Below are 15,179 nucleotides of genomic sequence, written 5' to 3' on the forward strand. Positions count from 1 at the left end.
CGGGCCGGCGTCGGAGCCGGCCCTGACCCTGCACCTTCGATCTGCGAGACGAGGATCATTTCGTGAAGGCACTCGCCGCCCGCAGGCACCACCGGCTGGCGCCGGTCGTGCTGCTGCTGCTGGCGCTGCTGGTCACGGGCGGCGTCTACGCCGCCCTGGCCCCGAGCCCGGCCCAGGCCGACACCGCCAGCACCGCGGACATCGAGACCGGGAAGAAGCTCTTCCAGGCCAACTGCGCCACCTGCCACGGCCCGAACGCGGAGGGCACCACCCAGGCGCCCTCGCTCGTCGGCGTCGGCGCGGCCGCGGTCGACTTCCAGGTCTCCACCGGCCGGATGCCGATGCAGATGAACGGCCCCCAGGCGGAGGCGAAGCCCCGCCAGATGGACGAGGAGCAGACCGCCGCTCTGGCCGCGTACGTCGCGTCGCTCGGCGCCGGTCCGACCATCCCCACCGACGAGCAGGTGGACGGGAGCAAGGGTGACGCCGCGAACGGCATGGCCCTGTTCCGCACCAACTGCGCGATGTGCCACAACGCCGTCGGCGCCGGCGGTGCCCTCTCGGAGGGCAAGTTCGCCCCGCCGCTGTGGGACACCTCGAGCCGCAACGTGTACCAGGCCATGCTCACCGGCCCGCAGTCCATGCCGGTGTTCAACGACGCCAACATCACCCCTCACGAGAAGCGCGACATCATCGCGTTCCTCGACGAGCAGGACCAGGGCTCGGCCGGTGGCCTGACCCTCGGCTCGCTCGGGCCCGTCAGCGAGGGCCTGTGGGCGTGGATCATCGGCATCGGCCTGATCATCGGCGGCGCCGTGTGGATCGGAGCGAAGTCCTCGTGAGCGAGAACCAGAACCCCCAGGGTCCGTCCCACGACGTGACCCGGCACGACAGCGACGGCACCGTCGCGCGGACCGACCGGTTCGCCGACCCCGGCGTCCCGGTCCACCACCCGCGCCTCGCCGACACGGACACCCGGGCGGCCAAGCGCAACGAGCGGATCATCGCGATCCTGTTCGCGATCTCCTGCCTCGGCACGATCGGCTCTCTCGTCGCGTACTTCGCCGTCCGCCCCGACGGCACCACGCCCGGCGTGCGGCTCTCGACCGTCCTGCTCGGCGTCGCGCTCGCCATCTCCCTGTTCGGCATCGGCTTCGCAGCCGTGCACTGGGCCAAGACCCTGATGTCGGCCAAGGAGTACGTGGAGGAGCGGCACTCGAGCGCCAGCTCGGAAGACGTCCGCGAGGTCGTCCAGCAGCAGTTCAAGGACGGGCTCGAGGACTCGGGCATCGCCCGCCGCCCCGTGCTGAAGGGCGCCGTCGTCTCCGCGCTGGCCCTCTTCCCGCTGGCCATCGCCGTGCCTCTCGTCTCGAGCGTCGGCGGCGACTGGAACGTCGGCAAGTTCCGCCACACGCTGTGGAAGTCCGGGACCCGGCTCGCCTACGACCCCTCGGGTCGTCCGATCAAGGCCTCCGACATCACCGTCGGCTCGGTCGCGCACGTCATCCCCGACGTGCCGGCCGAGGAGCGCGAGACCCACGAGTGGATCAGCGAGAAGGCCAAGTCCGTCGTCCTGCTCGTGCGCCTCGACCCGCGCGACCTCAAGCGCGACCACCGCGAGGGCGCCTCGTACGACGGCATCGTCGCCTACTCGAAGATCTGCACGCACGTGGGGTGCCCTGTCGCTCTCTACGAGCAGCAGACGCACCACCTGCTGTGCCCGTGCCACCAGTCGACGTTCGACGTCGCCGACGGCGCCAAGGTGGTCTTCGGGCCGGCCAAGCGCCCGCTGCCGCAGCTCCCCATCACCGTCGACGACGAGGGGTATCTTGTGGCTGAGGACGACTTCAACGAGCCCGTCGGCCCGAGCTACTGGGAGCGCCTGAAGTGAGCACCACGACTACCTCCCCCGCAGAACCGACCACGCTGATCGGCAAGTCCGCGGACTACCTCGACCAGCGGACCAAGATGGGCGTGCTCGCGAAGCAGCTCGTCCGCAAGGTCTTCCCGGACCACTGGTCCTTCATGCTCGGCGAGATCGCGCTGTTCTCGTTCGTCGTGCTGCTCATCTCCGGCGTCTTCATGGCGATGTTCTTCGACCCGTCGATGGCGCTGACGACCCACCACGGCGCCCCGACGACGATGGACGGGCAGCTGATGTCCGTGGCGTTCTCGTCGACGCTCGACATGTCGTTCGAGGTGCGCGGCGGGCTGCTCATGCGGCAGATCCACCACTGGTCGGCGCTGATCTTCGTCGCCGGCATCGTGGTGCACATGATGCGCGTCTTCTTCACGGGCGCGTTCCGCAAGCCCCGTGAGCTGAACTGGCTCGTCGGCACGATGCTCCTGATCCTGAGCCTCCTGGCCGGCTTCTCCGGCTACTCGCTCCCGGACGACGTGCTCTCCGGCAACGGCCTGCGCATCACCGACGGCGTCATCAAGTCGATCCCGATCATCGGGTCGTACCTCTCGTACTTCGTCTTCGGCGGCGAGTTCCCGGGCGAGCACATCATCCCGCGGCTCTTCACGGTGCACATCCTCCTGGTGCCCGCGCTGATCCTCGCGCTCATCGGCGTACACCTGTTCCTCATGGTGCTGAACAAGCACACGCAGTACCCGGGCGGCGGTCGCACCGACAAGAACGTCGTCGGCTACCCGGCCGTCCCGGCGTTCGCCACGAAGATGGGCGGCAACTTCTTCATCATCTTCGGGGTGCTCGCTCTCATGGGCGGCACGATGGCGATCAACAACGTCTGGAACTACGGCCCGTACGACCCCTCACCGGTGTCCGCGGGCGCCCAGCCGGACTGGTACATGCTGTTCCTCGAGGGATCGCTGCGCCTCATGCCAGGGCAGGCGGAGATCGTCACGTGGGGCGACTTCACGCTCTCGCTGAACATCCTGATCCCCGCGGTCGTCATCCCGGGCCTGCTGTTCACGTTCCTGTTCGTGTACCCGTTCGTCGAGGCGAAGGTGACGGGCGACCACCGCGAGCACCACGTGCTCGACCGGCCGCGCAACGTCCCGACCCGCACCGGCCTGGGCGTCGCGTTCCTCACGGCGTTCGTCATCCTGGCGCTGGCCGGGTCGAACGACCTCATCGCGACGCACTTCGCCCTGTCGATCAACACGATCACCTGGGTCTTCCGGGTGCTGTTCTTCGTCGGGCCGGTCTTCGCCTTCTGGATCACCAAGCGGATCTGCCTCGGCCTGCAGCGCAAGGACCGCGAGCTGGTCCTGCACGGCCACGAGACCGGACGCATCGTGCGGTTCGCCAACGGCGAGTACATCGAGGTCCACCGCCCGCTCGACGAGCAGGAGCGCTGGCTGCGCGTCAACTTCGAGGCGCGCCGGCCCCTGGAGGTCGAGCCCGCGACCGACGCCCGCGGCGTCAAGCGCAAGGGCTACAAGAAGGACAAGCGCTGGCAGAAGCTGTCGCAGTTCTTCTACGAGGACCGCGTCGAGCCCGTCACCCCCGCCGAGCTGGCGGCTGCGCACGCTCACGGCGAGCACGACGAGCTCGAGCCGGCCCACGACACCCCCGAGCTGGTCTCGGGGTCTGGAACCGTCGAGCGGGAGCACTGAGTCTCCTGCAGGCTGGAACGATGGCCCGCGCTCCCCTCCCCCGAGTTCTCGGGCGGGGCGCGCGGGCCGTCGTCGTTCCCGACCGGTGAGCCCGGCCGGAGCTCAGCCCTCGACGACGTCCCCCGCCGCACACCGGCCACGACGTGCGGCACGCACAACCGGAGGTACAACCAGCATGGCTGTCTACACGCTTCCTGACCTGCCCTACGACTACAGCGCCCTCGAGCCGCACATCAGCGGCAAGATCATGGAGCTGCACCACGACAAGCACCACGCCACCTACGTGGCGGGCGCCAACACCGCCCTGGACAAGCTCGCCGAGGCCCGCGACTCCGGCGACCTCGCCGCGGTGAACCTGCACGAGAAGAACCTCGCGTTCAACCTCGGCGGCCACACCAACCACACCGTCTTCTGGCACAACCTGTCCCCCGAGGGCGGCGGCGAGCCCGAGGGCGAGCTCGCCGAGGCCATCAAGGACCAGTTCGGCTCCTTCGCCAAGTTCCAGGCCCACTTCACCGCCACCGCCACCGGCATCCAGGGCTCCGGCTGGGCCGTGCTCGGCTGGGACTCCATCGGCAAGCGCCTCGCGATCTTCCAGCTCTTCGACCAGCAGGCCAACGTGCCCGTCGGCATCACCCCGCTGTTCATGCTCGACATGTGGGAGCACGCCTTCTACCTCGACTACCTCAACGTCAAGGCCGACTACGTCAAGGCCGTGTGGAACATCGCGAACTGGCAGGACGTCACCGCCCGCCTGCAGCGCGCCCGCACCCAGACCGCCGGGCTCATCGTCCCCGCCTGATCACCCTTCCGCCGGTCGAGCGTGCCGTGACCTTGTTTCGACACGCTCGACCAGCGGTAGGGGATCGCTGACGCACGGCAACGGCCCGGTCGGAACTTCTCCGACCGGGCCCTGTCGTGTCCGGCGGCGCGCTATCCCGCGAGACCGAGATCCTCCGGGCTCGCGACCATCTCCGGGGCCGGGAGCTCGAGCACCAGCTGCTCGTCCCACCCCGTCAGGTCCACTCTGGTCGTGTGGCCGACCAGCTCGAAGCTGACCCGCCGTGCCCGGTCTCGCCCGTCGATCCAGTAGTCGTAGTCGATCTCGGTGATGTCCTGCAGCGGGGCGAGGCTCGCCGCGGTATCACCCGTCACCTTGGCGGGGTCGACGGTGACCACGTAGTGCTCGACGGGCTCCCCCTCGATCGCCTCCGGCCCGACATGCACCACGTCGGTCACCGCGCCGCGCAGGTCCTCCAGCTGGCGGGTGGGGTCGACATGGAGCGCGTCGCCGACGCCCGCCCCGAGCGTGTCCGCGGGGTCGGACAGGTCGCCCTTCAGCCACATCCCGTCGAAGTCCGGCGAGGTGGCGTACAGGGTGTCGCCGTCGACCCGCAGGTCCATCTTCCGTCCGTCGAACGTCCCGGTCGCGCTCATCCGGAACGGGCCGAGCTCCCCGAGCGTCGTCTGCGCGCTCAGGTCCAGGCCGGCGTCCGACGTGATCGCCACGCGTACCGTGTGGTGCCGTGTCTGCGTCGCCACGACCCGGTCCATGAAGTCCGCGGCAGTCAGTGCGACCGGCACGGCGGCATCCTCGGACGGTGCCGCGGTGGACACGGTGGCGCCCGGCACAGCAGCGTCGCTGTCGCGCCCCTGGGCACAGCCGCCCAGCAGCGCCGCACCGGCCACGATCGCGACAACCGTCACCGATACCGACCCGACAACCGTGTTCTTCTGGTGCGCGACGCCCACGTGATGCTCCTCAAGGTGAGTGGTGAGGCACCATCCGACCACGTGGGAGGGACGCCCAGTCGACGTTCCGGGCATCGGTATCGAATCGCAACGAACCACCCCATCACGACGCCGACAGGGCCCCGCTCCGGAGAGCGGGGCCCTGTCGCGGCGGGGTGCGGCCGGGCGCTCAGCCCTGGCCGAACTCCGAGTACGGGACGACCTCGTCGTCGGCGGGCGCCGTGATGTCGACAGGCTCGCCCCACTTGCTGAAGGCCGACTCGACGACCATCTCCTGGCCGCCGACCTCCATGGTGATGTCGGCCTCCACGGGCAGCCCGTCCGGGTCGACCTTGTAGACCAGGGACATGTCCCCCACCTGGTCGGCCGTCGTCTCGTCGATGCCGGCCGTGCCCGCCTCGAGCTTCGTCGGGTCGACCGTCATCGTGTAGACGTCCGTCTCGACGTCGCCCACCTTCTCGGTGCCCGTGTGCTCGAAGGACGTCACCGCGTCGGCCATCGCCTCGGCCTGGGCGGCCGCGTCCATCGACTCCATCGAGTCGAACGTGCCCGACATCGTCGGGTCCTCGGCCATCTCCTCCATGGTCAGCGACAGGTACTTGCCCTGCGTCATCTCGCCCATGGACATGTAGATCGTGCCGTCGACGAGGATGATGTCCATGTCCATGCCCATGACGGCCATCGACATCTGCATCGACGACTCCTCGAGGGTGGCGCCGTACTCGAGGTCCGCGGAGGTGGTGGTCTCGCTCATCCCCGCAGCATCGGCGAGCTCGCCGCTGTAGGTCATCTCCATGTGCGAGGTGGAGGCCGTCTCCTGCGCGGCCTGCATCTGCGCCGCGAGGTCCGTGAGGTTCGACGCCGTGGTGACCTCGGCGGCCTGCTCCTGGCCGCCGTCACCGCCGGAGGAGGACGCCGCCGGGCCCTCGCTCCCGCAGGCGCTCAGGGCGAGGGCGACCAGGCCCGCCGACGCCAGGGCCATGGTCTTCTGGGGGACGCGCACGCGCTGCTCCTTCTCAGGGAATGGTGAGATTTCATTCCATCACGGTGGACGCGTGGGGTGAACGGAACCCCCGCGACCCGCACACGATCGTTGTCGATCCGTGTCCGGGACTCGTCCCACCCCCGGGAGACGACGAAGGGCCCCTCACGCGAAGCTGCGTGAGGGGCCCTTCGTGCTGCGTCTGCGGTCAGTGCGCGTGCTGCCCGCGGCTGAACTCGAACACCCAGCCGACGAGGCCGATGACGCCCAGGATGAAGCCGACGTACAGCACCCACCAGCCGACGGCGAGGCCGAGGAAGGCGATCGCTGCGGAACCGGCGATGACCAGCGGCCACCAGCTCCACGGCGAGTACACGCCCTGGTCGCCGGCGCCCTGCTCGATCTCGCCCTCCTCGTCGTCCTCGGGCCGCGGGTCGATGCGCCGCGCCGTCAGAGCGAGGTAGGCGCCGACCATCGCGACCAGCGCACCCACGAGCGGGATGCCGAGGAAGCCGACCGGCTCCTGGAAGTGCGTGACGACGCCGTAGATGACGCCCACCACGACGAAGAAGGGGGCGAGGAACAGGAAGAGCTTGATCTCGATCTTCACTTGCGGTTCTCCTCCTCGTCAGGACGCTCGTCGTCGATCACGGTCGTGGTCGACTGCGCTGCCGCCGACTGCGCGCTGTCGCGACGCTCCTCGACGAGCTGCTGGTGGCCCTGGCGGTCCGGGTCGCCGTAGATGGCGTCCAGCCCTCCGTGTCCGGGCGCCTGCTCCATGGCCGCGACCTCGGGGTGGTGCAGGTCGAAGGCGGGCGACTCGGAGCGGATGCGGGGCAGCGACGTGAAGTTGTGCCGCGGCGGCGGGCAGCTGGTCGCCCACTCGAGCGAGCGACCGAAGCCCCACGGGTCGTCGACCGTCACCCGCGGCGCGTTGCGCCAGGTGGTGTACACGTTCCAGAGGAACGGGAGGGTCGACGCGGCCAGGAGGAACGCCCCGACGGTCGACACCTGGTTCTCCCAGGTGAAGCCCTCCTCGGGCATGTAGTCCGCGTACCGGCGGGCCATGCCCTCGACGCCCAGCCAGTGCTGGATGAGGAAGGTCATGTGGAACCCGACGAACAGCATCCAGAAGTGGACCTTGCCGAGCCGCTCGTTGAGCATGCGTCCGGTGAACTTGGGCCACCAGAAGTAGAAGCCCGCGAACATCGCGAACACCACGGTGCCGAAGACGACGTAGTGGAAGTGCGCCACGACGAAGTACGAGTCGGACAGGTGGAAGTCCAGGGCGGGGCTCGACAGGATGATGCCGGTCAGGCCGCCGAAGAGGAACGTCACGAGGAAGCCGATCGACCACAGCATGGGTGTCTCGAACGTGAGCTTCCCGCGCCACATCGTGCCGATCCAGTTGAAGAACTTCACGCCCGTCGGGATGGCGATCAGCATCGTCATGAAGGAGAAGAACGGCAGGAGCACGGCGCCGGTGACGTACATGTGGTGCGCCCACACGGTCACGGACAGGGCGGCGATCGCGATCGTCGCGTAGATCAGCGTCTTGTAGCCGAAGATCGGCTTGCGGCTGAAGACCGGGAAGATCTCCGACACGATGCCGAAGAACGGCAGCGCGATGATGTACACCTCGGGGTGGCCGAAGAACCAGAAGAGGTGCTGCCACAGGATCGCCCCGCCGTTGTCGGGGTTGAAGACCTGGGCGCCCAGCCGGCGGTCGGCACCCAGCGCGAAGAGCGCGGAGGCCAGCGGCGGGAAGGCCATCAGCACGAGCAGGCTCGTGACGAGCGTGTTCCACGTGAAGATCGGCATCCGGAACATGGTCATGCCCGGCGCGCGCATCGTGATGATCGTCGTGATGAAGTTGACGGCACCGAGGATGGTGCCGAAGCCCGCCAGCGCGAGGCCGAACACCCAGAGATCTCCGCCTAGCCCTGGACTGAACGTCGTGTTGGACAACGGCGCGTAGGCGAACCAGCCGAAGGACGCGGCGCCCTGCGGGGTGAAAAAGCCCGCCCCCGCGATGAGCCCGCCGAAGAGGAACAGCCAGTAGGCGAACATGTTGAGCCGCGGGAACGCGACGTCCGGCGCGCCGATCTGCAGCGGCATGATCACGTTGGCGAAGCCCGCGAACAGCGGTGTCGCGAACAGCAGCAGCATGATCGTGCCGTGCATGGTGAAGAGCTGGTTGTACTGCTCCTTGCTCTGCACGATCTGGATGCCGGGCATGAACAGCTCGGCACGGATCAGCAGCGCGAGGATGCCTCCCACCGCGAACCAGATGAACGAGGTGATGAGGTACAGGTACCCGATCGTCTTGTGGTCGGTGGAGGTGATCCACTTGACCACGGTGCGGCCGAGCGTCTGACGCTTCGGGGAGAGGCCGGGGATGACCTCGACGTCGTGCGGGGTGGCTGTCGTGGCGGCCATCAGTTCTCGACCTCCGGGAGCGTCTCGTCCTGCGAGGAGTTCGCGTCGTGCTGCTGGCGGTTCAGGTCGAGCCCGAGCTCGCCCGTCTGGCCCGCGTCGCGCAGGTCATCCATGTGAGCGTCGTACTCGTCCTGCGAGACGACCTTGACGTTGAACAGCATGCCGGAGTGGAACTCGCCGCAGAGCTCGGCGCACTTCCCGGCGTAGGTGCCCTCGCGGGTCGGGGTGACCTGGAAGGTGTTGGTGCGGCCCGGGACCATGTCCTGCTTGTACAGGAAGGCCGGGATCCAGAACGAGTGGATGACGTCGCGGGAGTCCAGCGTGAACTCGACCGACTGGTTGACCGGCAGGTAGAGCGTCGGCGCGTCCTGCGAGGTGCCCCGCTGGCCGTCGACCTCGTCCTCGACCGTCTGGCCGCCGACGTCCAGCAGGTGCTGCCCGCTGTCGTAGACGCCGTCGTCCAGGTAGTTGAAGTCCCAGCTCCACTGCTTGCCGATGACCTGGATGTTCACGTCCGGCTCGGCGCTGGTGTCCTGCACGGCCGACATGTCGCGGTCGGTGTAGAAGAACAGGACCAGGATCATGATGGTCGGCACGGCCGTGTACATGATCTCGAGGGGCATGTGGTAGCGCGTCTGGACCGGGAGCTGATGGTCGTTGCGGCGCTTGCGGTAGGCCGCGACGCACCACAGCATCAGGCCCCAGGTGATGACACCGATGATCAGCGCTGCGATCCAGGAGCCGACCCAGAGGTTGGTGATGCGCTCGGTCTGGTTGGTCACCTCCCCGTCGCTGTAGCCGGGCAGGTATCCGCGCTTGACGGAGTCGCTGGCACAACCGGACGCCAACACCGCGACGGCACCGGCGATGACCGTCGCGCGCAGGATGACCCGCCGGGTGCGGGTGGGGCTCTTCGAGTGCAAGGGAGGCCTTTCACGTCACGTCCTGCCCGAACGCCGCGGCCTTGAGGGGCGGGCGCACAGACGGGACCTTCGTCCTCGATGTGATGCAGCCTAGCGCGCCCGGAGCAGGTTCGACGCCGCGAAAGCCCCGTCGGGACGTGACTCTTTCCGCACGGGACGTCCACATCTGCCGGTTGCACACAGACCCTCTCGGCATGTCAGATCGTTCCCTCGGGGTGTCAGATCGTCGCCCGGGCGCCTCCGCGGCGGACGCGGCGCCGGGACCCGCGGAAGATGGCACGATCGTGCCCCGGGCGCGGGTCGCGCGCCCGCTCGCGCGCCGCCCGTCGGAGGTCGCGCCGCACGTCGCACCCCACGGAGCAGCCCTGTGACGGACACCACCGATCCCCCCGAGAGCCTCTCCCCCGCGGTCTCGTCCGCGTCCGCCGTCTCGACGCCCGCCGCGCGGGTGCACCTGGACAACGGGGGCGGCGCCCTGCTGCACCCGCTCGCGCGCCAGGCGCTCGTGCAGGCCCTCGATGACGGGTGGGCGGACCCGCGCCGTCTTCACACGGAGGGCCGGCGCGCCGCCCGGCTCCTGGACGGCGCACGGGAGGCCGTGGCCGACGTCCTGGGCGCACGCACCCAGGAGGTCCGGTTCACGCCCAGCCACGTCGCCTCGCTGCACGCGGCGGTGCTCGGCACGGCGACGGCGCGCCACCGCGCGGGCGGCGACGTCGTCGTCGGCGCCACCGAGCGGGCAGCGGTGCTGCACGCCGCCTCCCTCGCCGCGGAGCAACGCCACGCCCGTCGGGTGACGGTGGACGCCGACCGCCACGGCCGCGTGGACCTCGACGCGTTCCGCGCCGCCCTCGCCCGACCGGGGGTCGCGGTGGCCGCGCTCCAGCACGCCAACGGCGAGGTCGGGACGCGCCAGCCGTTGCCGGCCGCCCACGACGCCGCGCGCGCCGCCGGCGTGCCCCTCGTGGTGGACGCCGGCTCCAGCCTCGGCCACGACGAGGTCCCGGACGCCTGGGACGTGCTCGCCGCCCAGCCGGCCGACTGGGGCGGCCCGGCCGGCGTGGGCGTGCTCGCCGTGCGCCAGCGCGTGCGGACGGTGCCGCCCGGCCCGGAGGACGCCGACCCGTGGGCCCCCGGCGGGGTGAGCGTGCCCGCGGCGTTCGCCGCCGCCGTCGCGCTGCAGGCCGTCGTCGCGGACCGCGCCGCGCAGGACGCCCGCCGGCGCGCGCTCGCGGACCGCGTGCGCGCCGCCGCCGCCGCGATCCCCGACGTCGAGGTGGTGGGCGACCCGGACGACCGGCTCCCCCACGTCGTGACCTTCTCCTGCCTCTACGTCGACGGCGAGGCCCTGCTGACCGAGCTCGACCGGGCCGGCTTCGCCGTCGGCTCCGGCTCCGCGTGCACCGCCAGCACGCTGGAGCCGTCGCACGTGCTCGCGGCGATGGGCGTGCTCACGCACGGCAACGTGCGGATCGCGCTCGACCGGACGACGAGCGAGGACGACGTGGACCGGTTCCTGGCCGTGCTGCCGGGCGCCGTGCAGCGCGTGCGAGACGTGCTCGGGGTGGACGGGCTGTGAGCACTGCCGAGAACGGTGCCGAGAACGGTGCCGAGAACGGGGCCGAGAACATGGACGAGGGCGGGGACAGGGGCCCCGGGGCCCCCGTCATGGTCGACGCGCGCGGGCTGCGCTGCCCGCTGCCGGTGATCAGGCTCGCTGCGGCCGCGCGCGACCTGGCACCGGGCACGCTGGTGACGGTGCTGGCCACCGACCCCGCTGCCCGACTGGACGTGCCGGCGTGGGCGCGGATGCGCGGCCACACGATGACCGGCCCGACGCCCGAGGCCCGGCAGGAGGACGGCCTCCCGACCTGGGCGCTGACGGTGCGCCTCGGCGGCGCGACCTGAGCCGGGACGAACGACGGCCCGGCCGCCACGAGGGCGGCCGGGCCGTCGGAGTCAGGTCAGCGGCTCAGCTGAAGGAGCCGCCGCACGCGCACGAGCTCCCGGCGTTCGGGTTGTCGATCGTGAAGCCCTGCTTCTCGATCGTGTCCGCGAAGTCGATCGCGGCGCCCTCGAGGTAGGGCACGCTCATGCGGTCCACGACGACCTCGACGCCGTCGAAGTCGCGCAGCGCGTCACCGTCGAGCAGTCGCTCGTCGAAGTAGAGCTGGTAGATCAGTCCGGAACAGCCCCCGGGCTGGACGGCGACACGCAGACGCAAGTCGTCGCGGCCCTCCTGCTCGAGGAGGCTCCGGATCTTGTCGGCGGCGACGTCGGACAGGTCCACGCCGTGCGTGGCGATCTCGGTGGTGTCGGTCATGCTTCCCTCCAACATGCGGACCGGTGCGGCTGTTCCCGATCCTACGCGCGAATCTGCCGTGCGCGACGACGCGGCTCACAGGCGCGGCGTCAGGCCCACGACGGCGCCCAGGTGCGCGCCACGCGCGCCGTGGCCGCCACCACGTCCGTCCCCGTCTCGTGCAGACCGCTGACGCCGGCGCCCGACCACTCGCGGCGCGTGACCTCGCTGCCGCCCGCCAGGACCACGACCGGCACGGCGAGCGGGGCCGCGGCGCGCACGGCGGCCGGCACGCGGCCCTCGTGCAGGGTCGTGGCGTCCAGGACGGCCACGTGCACGACGACGAGGTCGGCGGTCGTGACCCGGCGGTCCAGCGGCGACTCCTCGCGGGTCGCGCTCGCCAGGCCGAGCGACTCGAGGGGGACGAACACGCCGGCGCCCGCGCGGCCGTCCCCGTCGGGGATGCCGCCCGCGGGTGGCACGGGGCCGGGGAGGGCGACCGCCTCGACGACGCACCGGGGCGCGGCGTCGCGCCACGCCGTCGCGAGCGCGTGGCCGAGCGTGTCGTCGTCCTCGCCGACGCAGAGCAGCACGTGCATCCCGCGATCGTGGCACATCCCCCCGACGACGCGGCAGGAACCGCGGCGGGACCGCGGCGCGAGCACCGGTCGCGGGCGGACGGACGGCCTCGCCCACGCCTGCGCTGTGGAAACATGAGCGGGTGACCACCCTGCTGAACGACACCGCGGGCACCACGACCGGCTTCGCCGAGCCCGCTCCCTCCGCACTGCTGCTGCTCGGCCAGGGCCGCGACCTCGCCTCCGAGCGCGGCGTCGAGTGCACGGGCGCCCTGCCGTCCCCGTCGGACCCCGACCTGGTGGAGCGCGCCCGCGTCGCGCGCGCCGCGCTGGGCGAGCGCGCCTTCGTGCTCGGGCACCACTACCAGCGCGACGAGGTGATCGACTTCGCCGACGTCACGGGCGACTCCTTCAAGCTCGCGCGCGAGGCGGCCGCCCGGCCGGAGGCCGAGTTCGTCCTGTTCTGCGGCGTGCACTTCATGGCCGAGAGCGCGGACATCCTCACCTCCGACGCCCAGCAGGTCGTGCTGCCCGACCTCGCCGCCGGCTGCTCCATGGCGGACATGGCCGAGATCGGCCAGGTCGAGGAGGCGTGGGCCGTGCTGCAGGACGTCGGCATCGCCGACGACACCGTGCCGGTGACGTACATGAACTCGACCGCGGCGATCAAGGCGTTCACGGGTCGCCACGACGGCACGGTCTGCACGTCGTCCAACGCGCAGGTCGCGCTGCGCTGGGCGTTCGAGCGCGTGGGCGGCGTCGAGGGCACCGGCAAGGTGCTGTTCCTGCCCGACCAGCACCTGGGCCGCAACACCGCCGTCCTCCAGCTCGGCCTGAGCCTGGACGACTGCGTCGTCTACGACCCGCGCAAGCCGCTGGGCGGGCTCACCGAGCAGCAGCTGCGCGACGCGCGCATGATCCTGTGGCGGGGGCACTGCTCGGTCCACGGGCGGTTCTCCGCGCGCAACGTCGAGGACGTCCGGGCGAAGGTGCCGGGCGTCGAGGTGATGGTGCACCCCGAGTGCCGGCACGAGGTGGTCAACGCCGCCGACCGCGTCGGCTCGACGGAGTACATCATCAAGGCCCTGGAGTCGGCCGAGCCCGGCAGCTCCTGGGCGATCGGCACCGAGCTCAACCTGGTGCGGCGCCTCGCCAAGGCGCACCCGGACAAGCAGGTGCACTACCTGGACTCGACCGTGTGCTTCTGCTCGACCATGAACCGCATCGACCTGCCGCACCTGGTGTGGGCGATGGAGTCGCTGGCCGAGGGGCGCGTGGTCAACCGGATCGTGGTCGACGCCGACGACGCCCACTGGGCGCGCGTCGCGCTCGACCAGATGCTGGCGCTGCCGGGGATCTGACCGACGGCGCGGCCGGATCGAGCACGGGACGCACGGGACGCACACGGGAGAGGTCATGAGCACCGACGGCGGGCTCCACATCGGCATCCTCGTCTTCGACGACGCGGAGGAGCTCGACGTCGTCGGGCCGTTCGAGGTGCTGGCCGCCTGGGAGCAGCACTCGGCTCTCAAGCCGCACGTGAGCACCTTCTCGCGCGACGGCGACGGCGTGCGCCTGGCGAAGGGACTGCGCGTCGTGCCGGCACACTCCGCCGACGACGTCGGCCCCCTGCACGTGCTCGTCTACCCGGGCGGCTGGGGCACGCGCACGATGATCGCGGACCCCGACCACCTCGAGTGGCTGCGGCAGGTGCGCGTGCAGACGCCGGTGCTGGCGAGCGTGTGCACGGGGGCGCTGGTGCTCGCCGCGGCGGGCCTGCTGGCCGGGCGCCCGGCGACCACGCACCGCGACCACTACGACGAGCTGGCCGAGATCGACCCGAGCGTCGTGGTGGACACGGAGGCCCGGTTCGTCGACGACGGGGACGTCGTGACGGCGGCGGGGGTCTCGGCCGGGATCGACATGGCCCTGCACCTGGTGGCCCGCCTGGAGTCGCCTGAGGTCGCCCGGGCCGTGCGCCGTGCGATCCAGTACGACCCCGCTCCCCCGGTCTGACGTCGGCGCGCGAAGGTATCTGGTACCGGAAGTTGCCGATATAGCCTGCTCGCGTGACCCGAATGATCCAGCTCACCTGGGCCTCCCTGCGACCGCGCAAGCCGGTCCCCGGTCAGGGCCTGCTCGACCCGTCCGTGACGCGGATGCGCGTGCACCCCGGCGACCTCGACCTGTACCTGCACGTCAACAACGGCTCGTACCTGCAGATGATGGACGTCGCCCGGTCGAACTTCATCGCCGACATCGACGGCTTCGGCAAGATCGGCGACCGCAAGTGGTACCCGGTCGTCGCCGCCTCGACGATGACCTACAAGCGGTCGCTGCAGCTCGGGGACCGGTTCGAGATCACGACCCGGCTGCTGGGCTGGGACGAGCGGGTCGTCTACATCGAGCAGGTCTTCACCGGCAAGGGCCGGCTCTACGCGCGCGGCCTCGTCGCGGGGCGCTTCCTCGGCCCCGGCAACGCCCGCGTCCCCGCCCCCGACGTGGTCGCGCTCATGGGCGAGGACGCCCCGCCACGGAGCCCCGACCTGCCCGACGACGTGGCCGCGTGGGCCCGTGCCGTCGACGTCGCGCACCGGGACGCCGACCGGGCCTGAGCG

General features: G+C 70.7%; 16 protein-coding genes. 9 read left to right on the plus strand and 7 right to left on the minus strand.

Annotation, left to right across the window (positions count from 1 at the left end; translation table 11 throughout):
- Positions 1-62 precede the first annotated feature (62 nt).
- From qcrC to ACQFYA_RS12270, 4 genes are all read left to right on the plus strand, one after another.
- A complete protein-coding gene (gene qcrC / locus ACQFYA_RS12255; RefSeq protein WP_499124495.1) occupies positions 63-842 on the plus strand; it encodes a cytochrome bc1 complex diheme cytochrome c subunit in 780 nt (259 codons plus the stop codon).
- A complete protein-coding gene (qcrA, locus tag ACQFYA_RS12260) occupies positions 839-1,891 on the plus strand; it encodes a cytochrome bc1 complex Rieske iron-sulfur subunit (protein ID WP_499124498.1) in 1,053 nt (350 codons plus the stop codon). The genes qcrC and qcrA overlap by 4 nt, the downstream gene beginning before the upstream one ends.
- Complete coding sequence (gene qcrB / locus ACQFYA_RS12265) at positions 1,888-3,585, plus strand: cytochrome bc1 complex cytochrome b subunit (RefSeq protein ID WP_499124500.1); 1,698 nt, start codon at positions 1,888-1,890, stop codon at positions 3,583-3,585. The genes qcrA and qcrB overlap by 4 nt, the downstream gene beginning before the upstream one ends.
- Positions 3,586-3,760: 175 nt before the next feature.
- Positions 3,761-4,387 carry a superoxide dismutase gene (locus ACQFYA_RS12270; protein ID WP_499124503.1) on the plus strand — a complete coding sequence of 209 codons (627 nt, stop codon included), beginning with the start codon at positions 3,761-3,763 and terminating at the stop codon, positions 4,385-4,387.
- Positions 4,388-4,518: 131 nt separating this feature from the next.
- Here ACQFYA_RS12270 and ACQFYA_RS12275 read toward each other — a convergent pair whose 3' ends face one another.
- The 5 genes from ACQFYA_RS12275 to ctaC form a co-directional block, all read right to left on the minus strand.
- Positions 4,519-5,292, minus strand: a complete 774-nt coding sequence (locus tag ACQFYA_RS12275; protein ID WP_499124506.1) for an SCO4651 family lipoprotein — start codon at positions 5,290-5,292, stop codon at positions 4,519-4,521.
- Positions 5,293-5,506: 214 nt separating this feature from the next.
- Entirely contained in the window at positions 5,507-6,340 is an 834-nt protein-coding gene (locus ACQFYA_RS12280) for an SCO4651 family lipoprotein (RefSeq protein ID WP_499124508.1), read from the minus strand.
- Between the two features lie 187 nt (positions 6,341-6,527).
- On the minus strand, positions 6,528-6,929 hold the full coding sequence (locus ACQFYA_RS12285) for a cytochrome c oxidase subunit 4 (RefSeq protein WP_499124510.1): 402 nt from the start codon (positions 6,927-6,929) through the stop codon (positions 6,528-6,530).
- Positions 6,926-8,758 (minus strand): aa3-type cytochrome oxidase subunit I, encoded by a 1,833-nt coding sequence (gene ctaD, locus ACQFYA_RS12290; protein WP_499124512.1) that lies wholly within the window; start codon positions 8,756-8,758, stop codon positions 6,926-6,928. Before ctaD ends, ACQFYA_RS12285 begins: the two co-directional genes overlap by 4 nt.
- A complete protein-coding gene (gene ctaC, locus ACQFYA_RS12295; protein WP_499124513.1) occupies positions 8,758-9,681 on the minus strand; it encodes an aa3-type cytochrome oxidase subunit II in 924 nt (307 codons plus the stop codon). The genes ctaD and ctaC overlap by 1 nt, the downstream gene beginning before the upstream one ends.
- A gap of 367 nt (positions 9,682-10,048) precedes the next feature.
- Between ctaC and ACQFYA_RS12300 the strand changes: the two genes are divergently transcribed.
- A complete protein-coding gene (locus ACQFYA_RS12300) occupies positions 10,049-11,260 on the plus strand; it encodes a cysteine desulfurase family protein (protein WP_499124515.1) in 1,212 nt (403 codons plus the stop codon).
- Positions 11,257-11,589 (plus strand): sulfurtransferase TusA family protein, encoded by a 333-nt coding sequence (locus ACQFYA_RS12305; protein ID WP_499124517.1) that lies wholly within the window; start codon positions 11,257-11,259, stop codon positions 11,587-11,589. Before ACQFYA_RS12300 ends, ACQFYA_RS12305 begins: the two co-directional genes overlap by 4 nt.
- A 64-nt stretch (positions 11,590-11,653) precedes the next feature.
- Here the strand turns inward: ACQFYA_RS12305 and ACQFYA_RS12310 are convergent, their stop codons facing one another.
- Positions 11,654-12,004: a HesB/IscA family protein gene (locus tag ACQFYA_RS12310; protein ID WP_499124519.1), complete on the minus strand. Its 351-nt coding sequence runs from the start codon at positions 12,002-12,004 to the stop codon at positions 11,654-11,656.
- An 89-nt stretch (positions 12,005-12,093) separates the two neighbouring features.
- Entirely contained in the window at positions 12,094-12,582 is a 489-nt protein-coding gene (locus tag ACQFYA_RS12315; protein WP_499124521.1) for a glycerate kinase, read from the minus strand.
- Positions 12,583-12,704: 122 nt separating this feature from the next.
- Between ACQFYA_RS12315 and nadA the strand changes: the two genes are divergently transcribed.
- The 3 genes from nadA (at position 12,705) to ACQFYA_RS12330 (ending at position 15,176) form a co-directional block, all read left to right on the plus strand.
- Positions 12,705-13,922 (plus strand): quinolinate synthase NadA, encoded by a 1,218-nt coding sequence (gene nadA, locus ACQFYA_RS12320; protein ID WP_499124523.1) that lies wholly within the window; start codon positions 12,705-12,707, stop codon positions 13,920-13,922.
- Positions 13,923-13,977: 55 nt separating this feature from the next.
- Positions 13,978-14,577: a DJ-1/PfpI family protein gene (locus ACQFYA_RS12325; RefSeq protein ID WP_499124525.1), complete on the plus strand. Its 600-nt coding sequence runs from the start codon at positions 13,978-13,980 to the stop codon at positions 14,575-14,577.
- A 62-nt stretch (positions 14,578-14,639) separates the two neighbouring features.
- The gene (locus ACQFYA_RS12330) at positions 14,640-15,176 is read left to right on the plus strand and encodes an acyl-CoA thioesterase (protein ID WP_499127525.1); all 537 of its coding nucleotides are present in this window, start codon (positions 14,640-14,642) and stop codon (positions 15,174-15,176) included.
- Positions 15,177-15,179: the final 3 nt, after the last annotated feature.

The sequence above is a fragment of the Promicromonospora sp. Marseille-Q5078 genome (assembly GCF_050315395.1).
Classification (GTDB): Bacteria; Actinomycetota; Actinomycetes; order Actinomycetales; family Cellulomonadaceae; genus Isoptericola.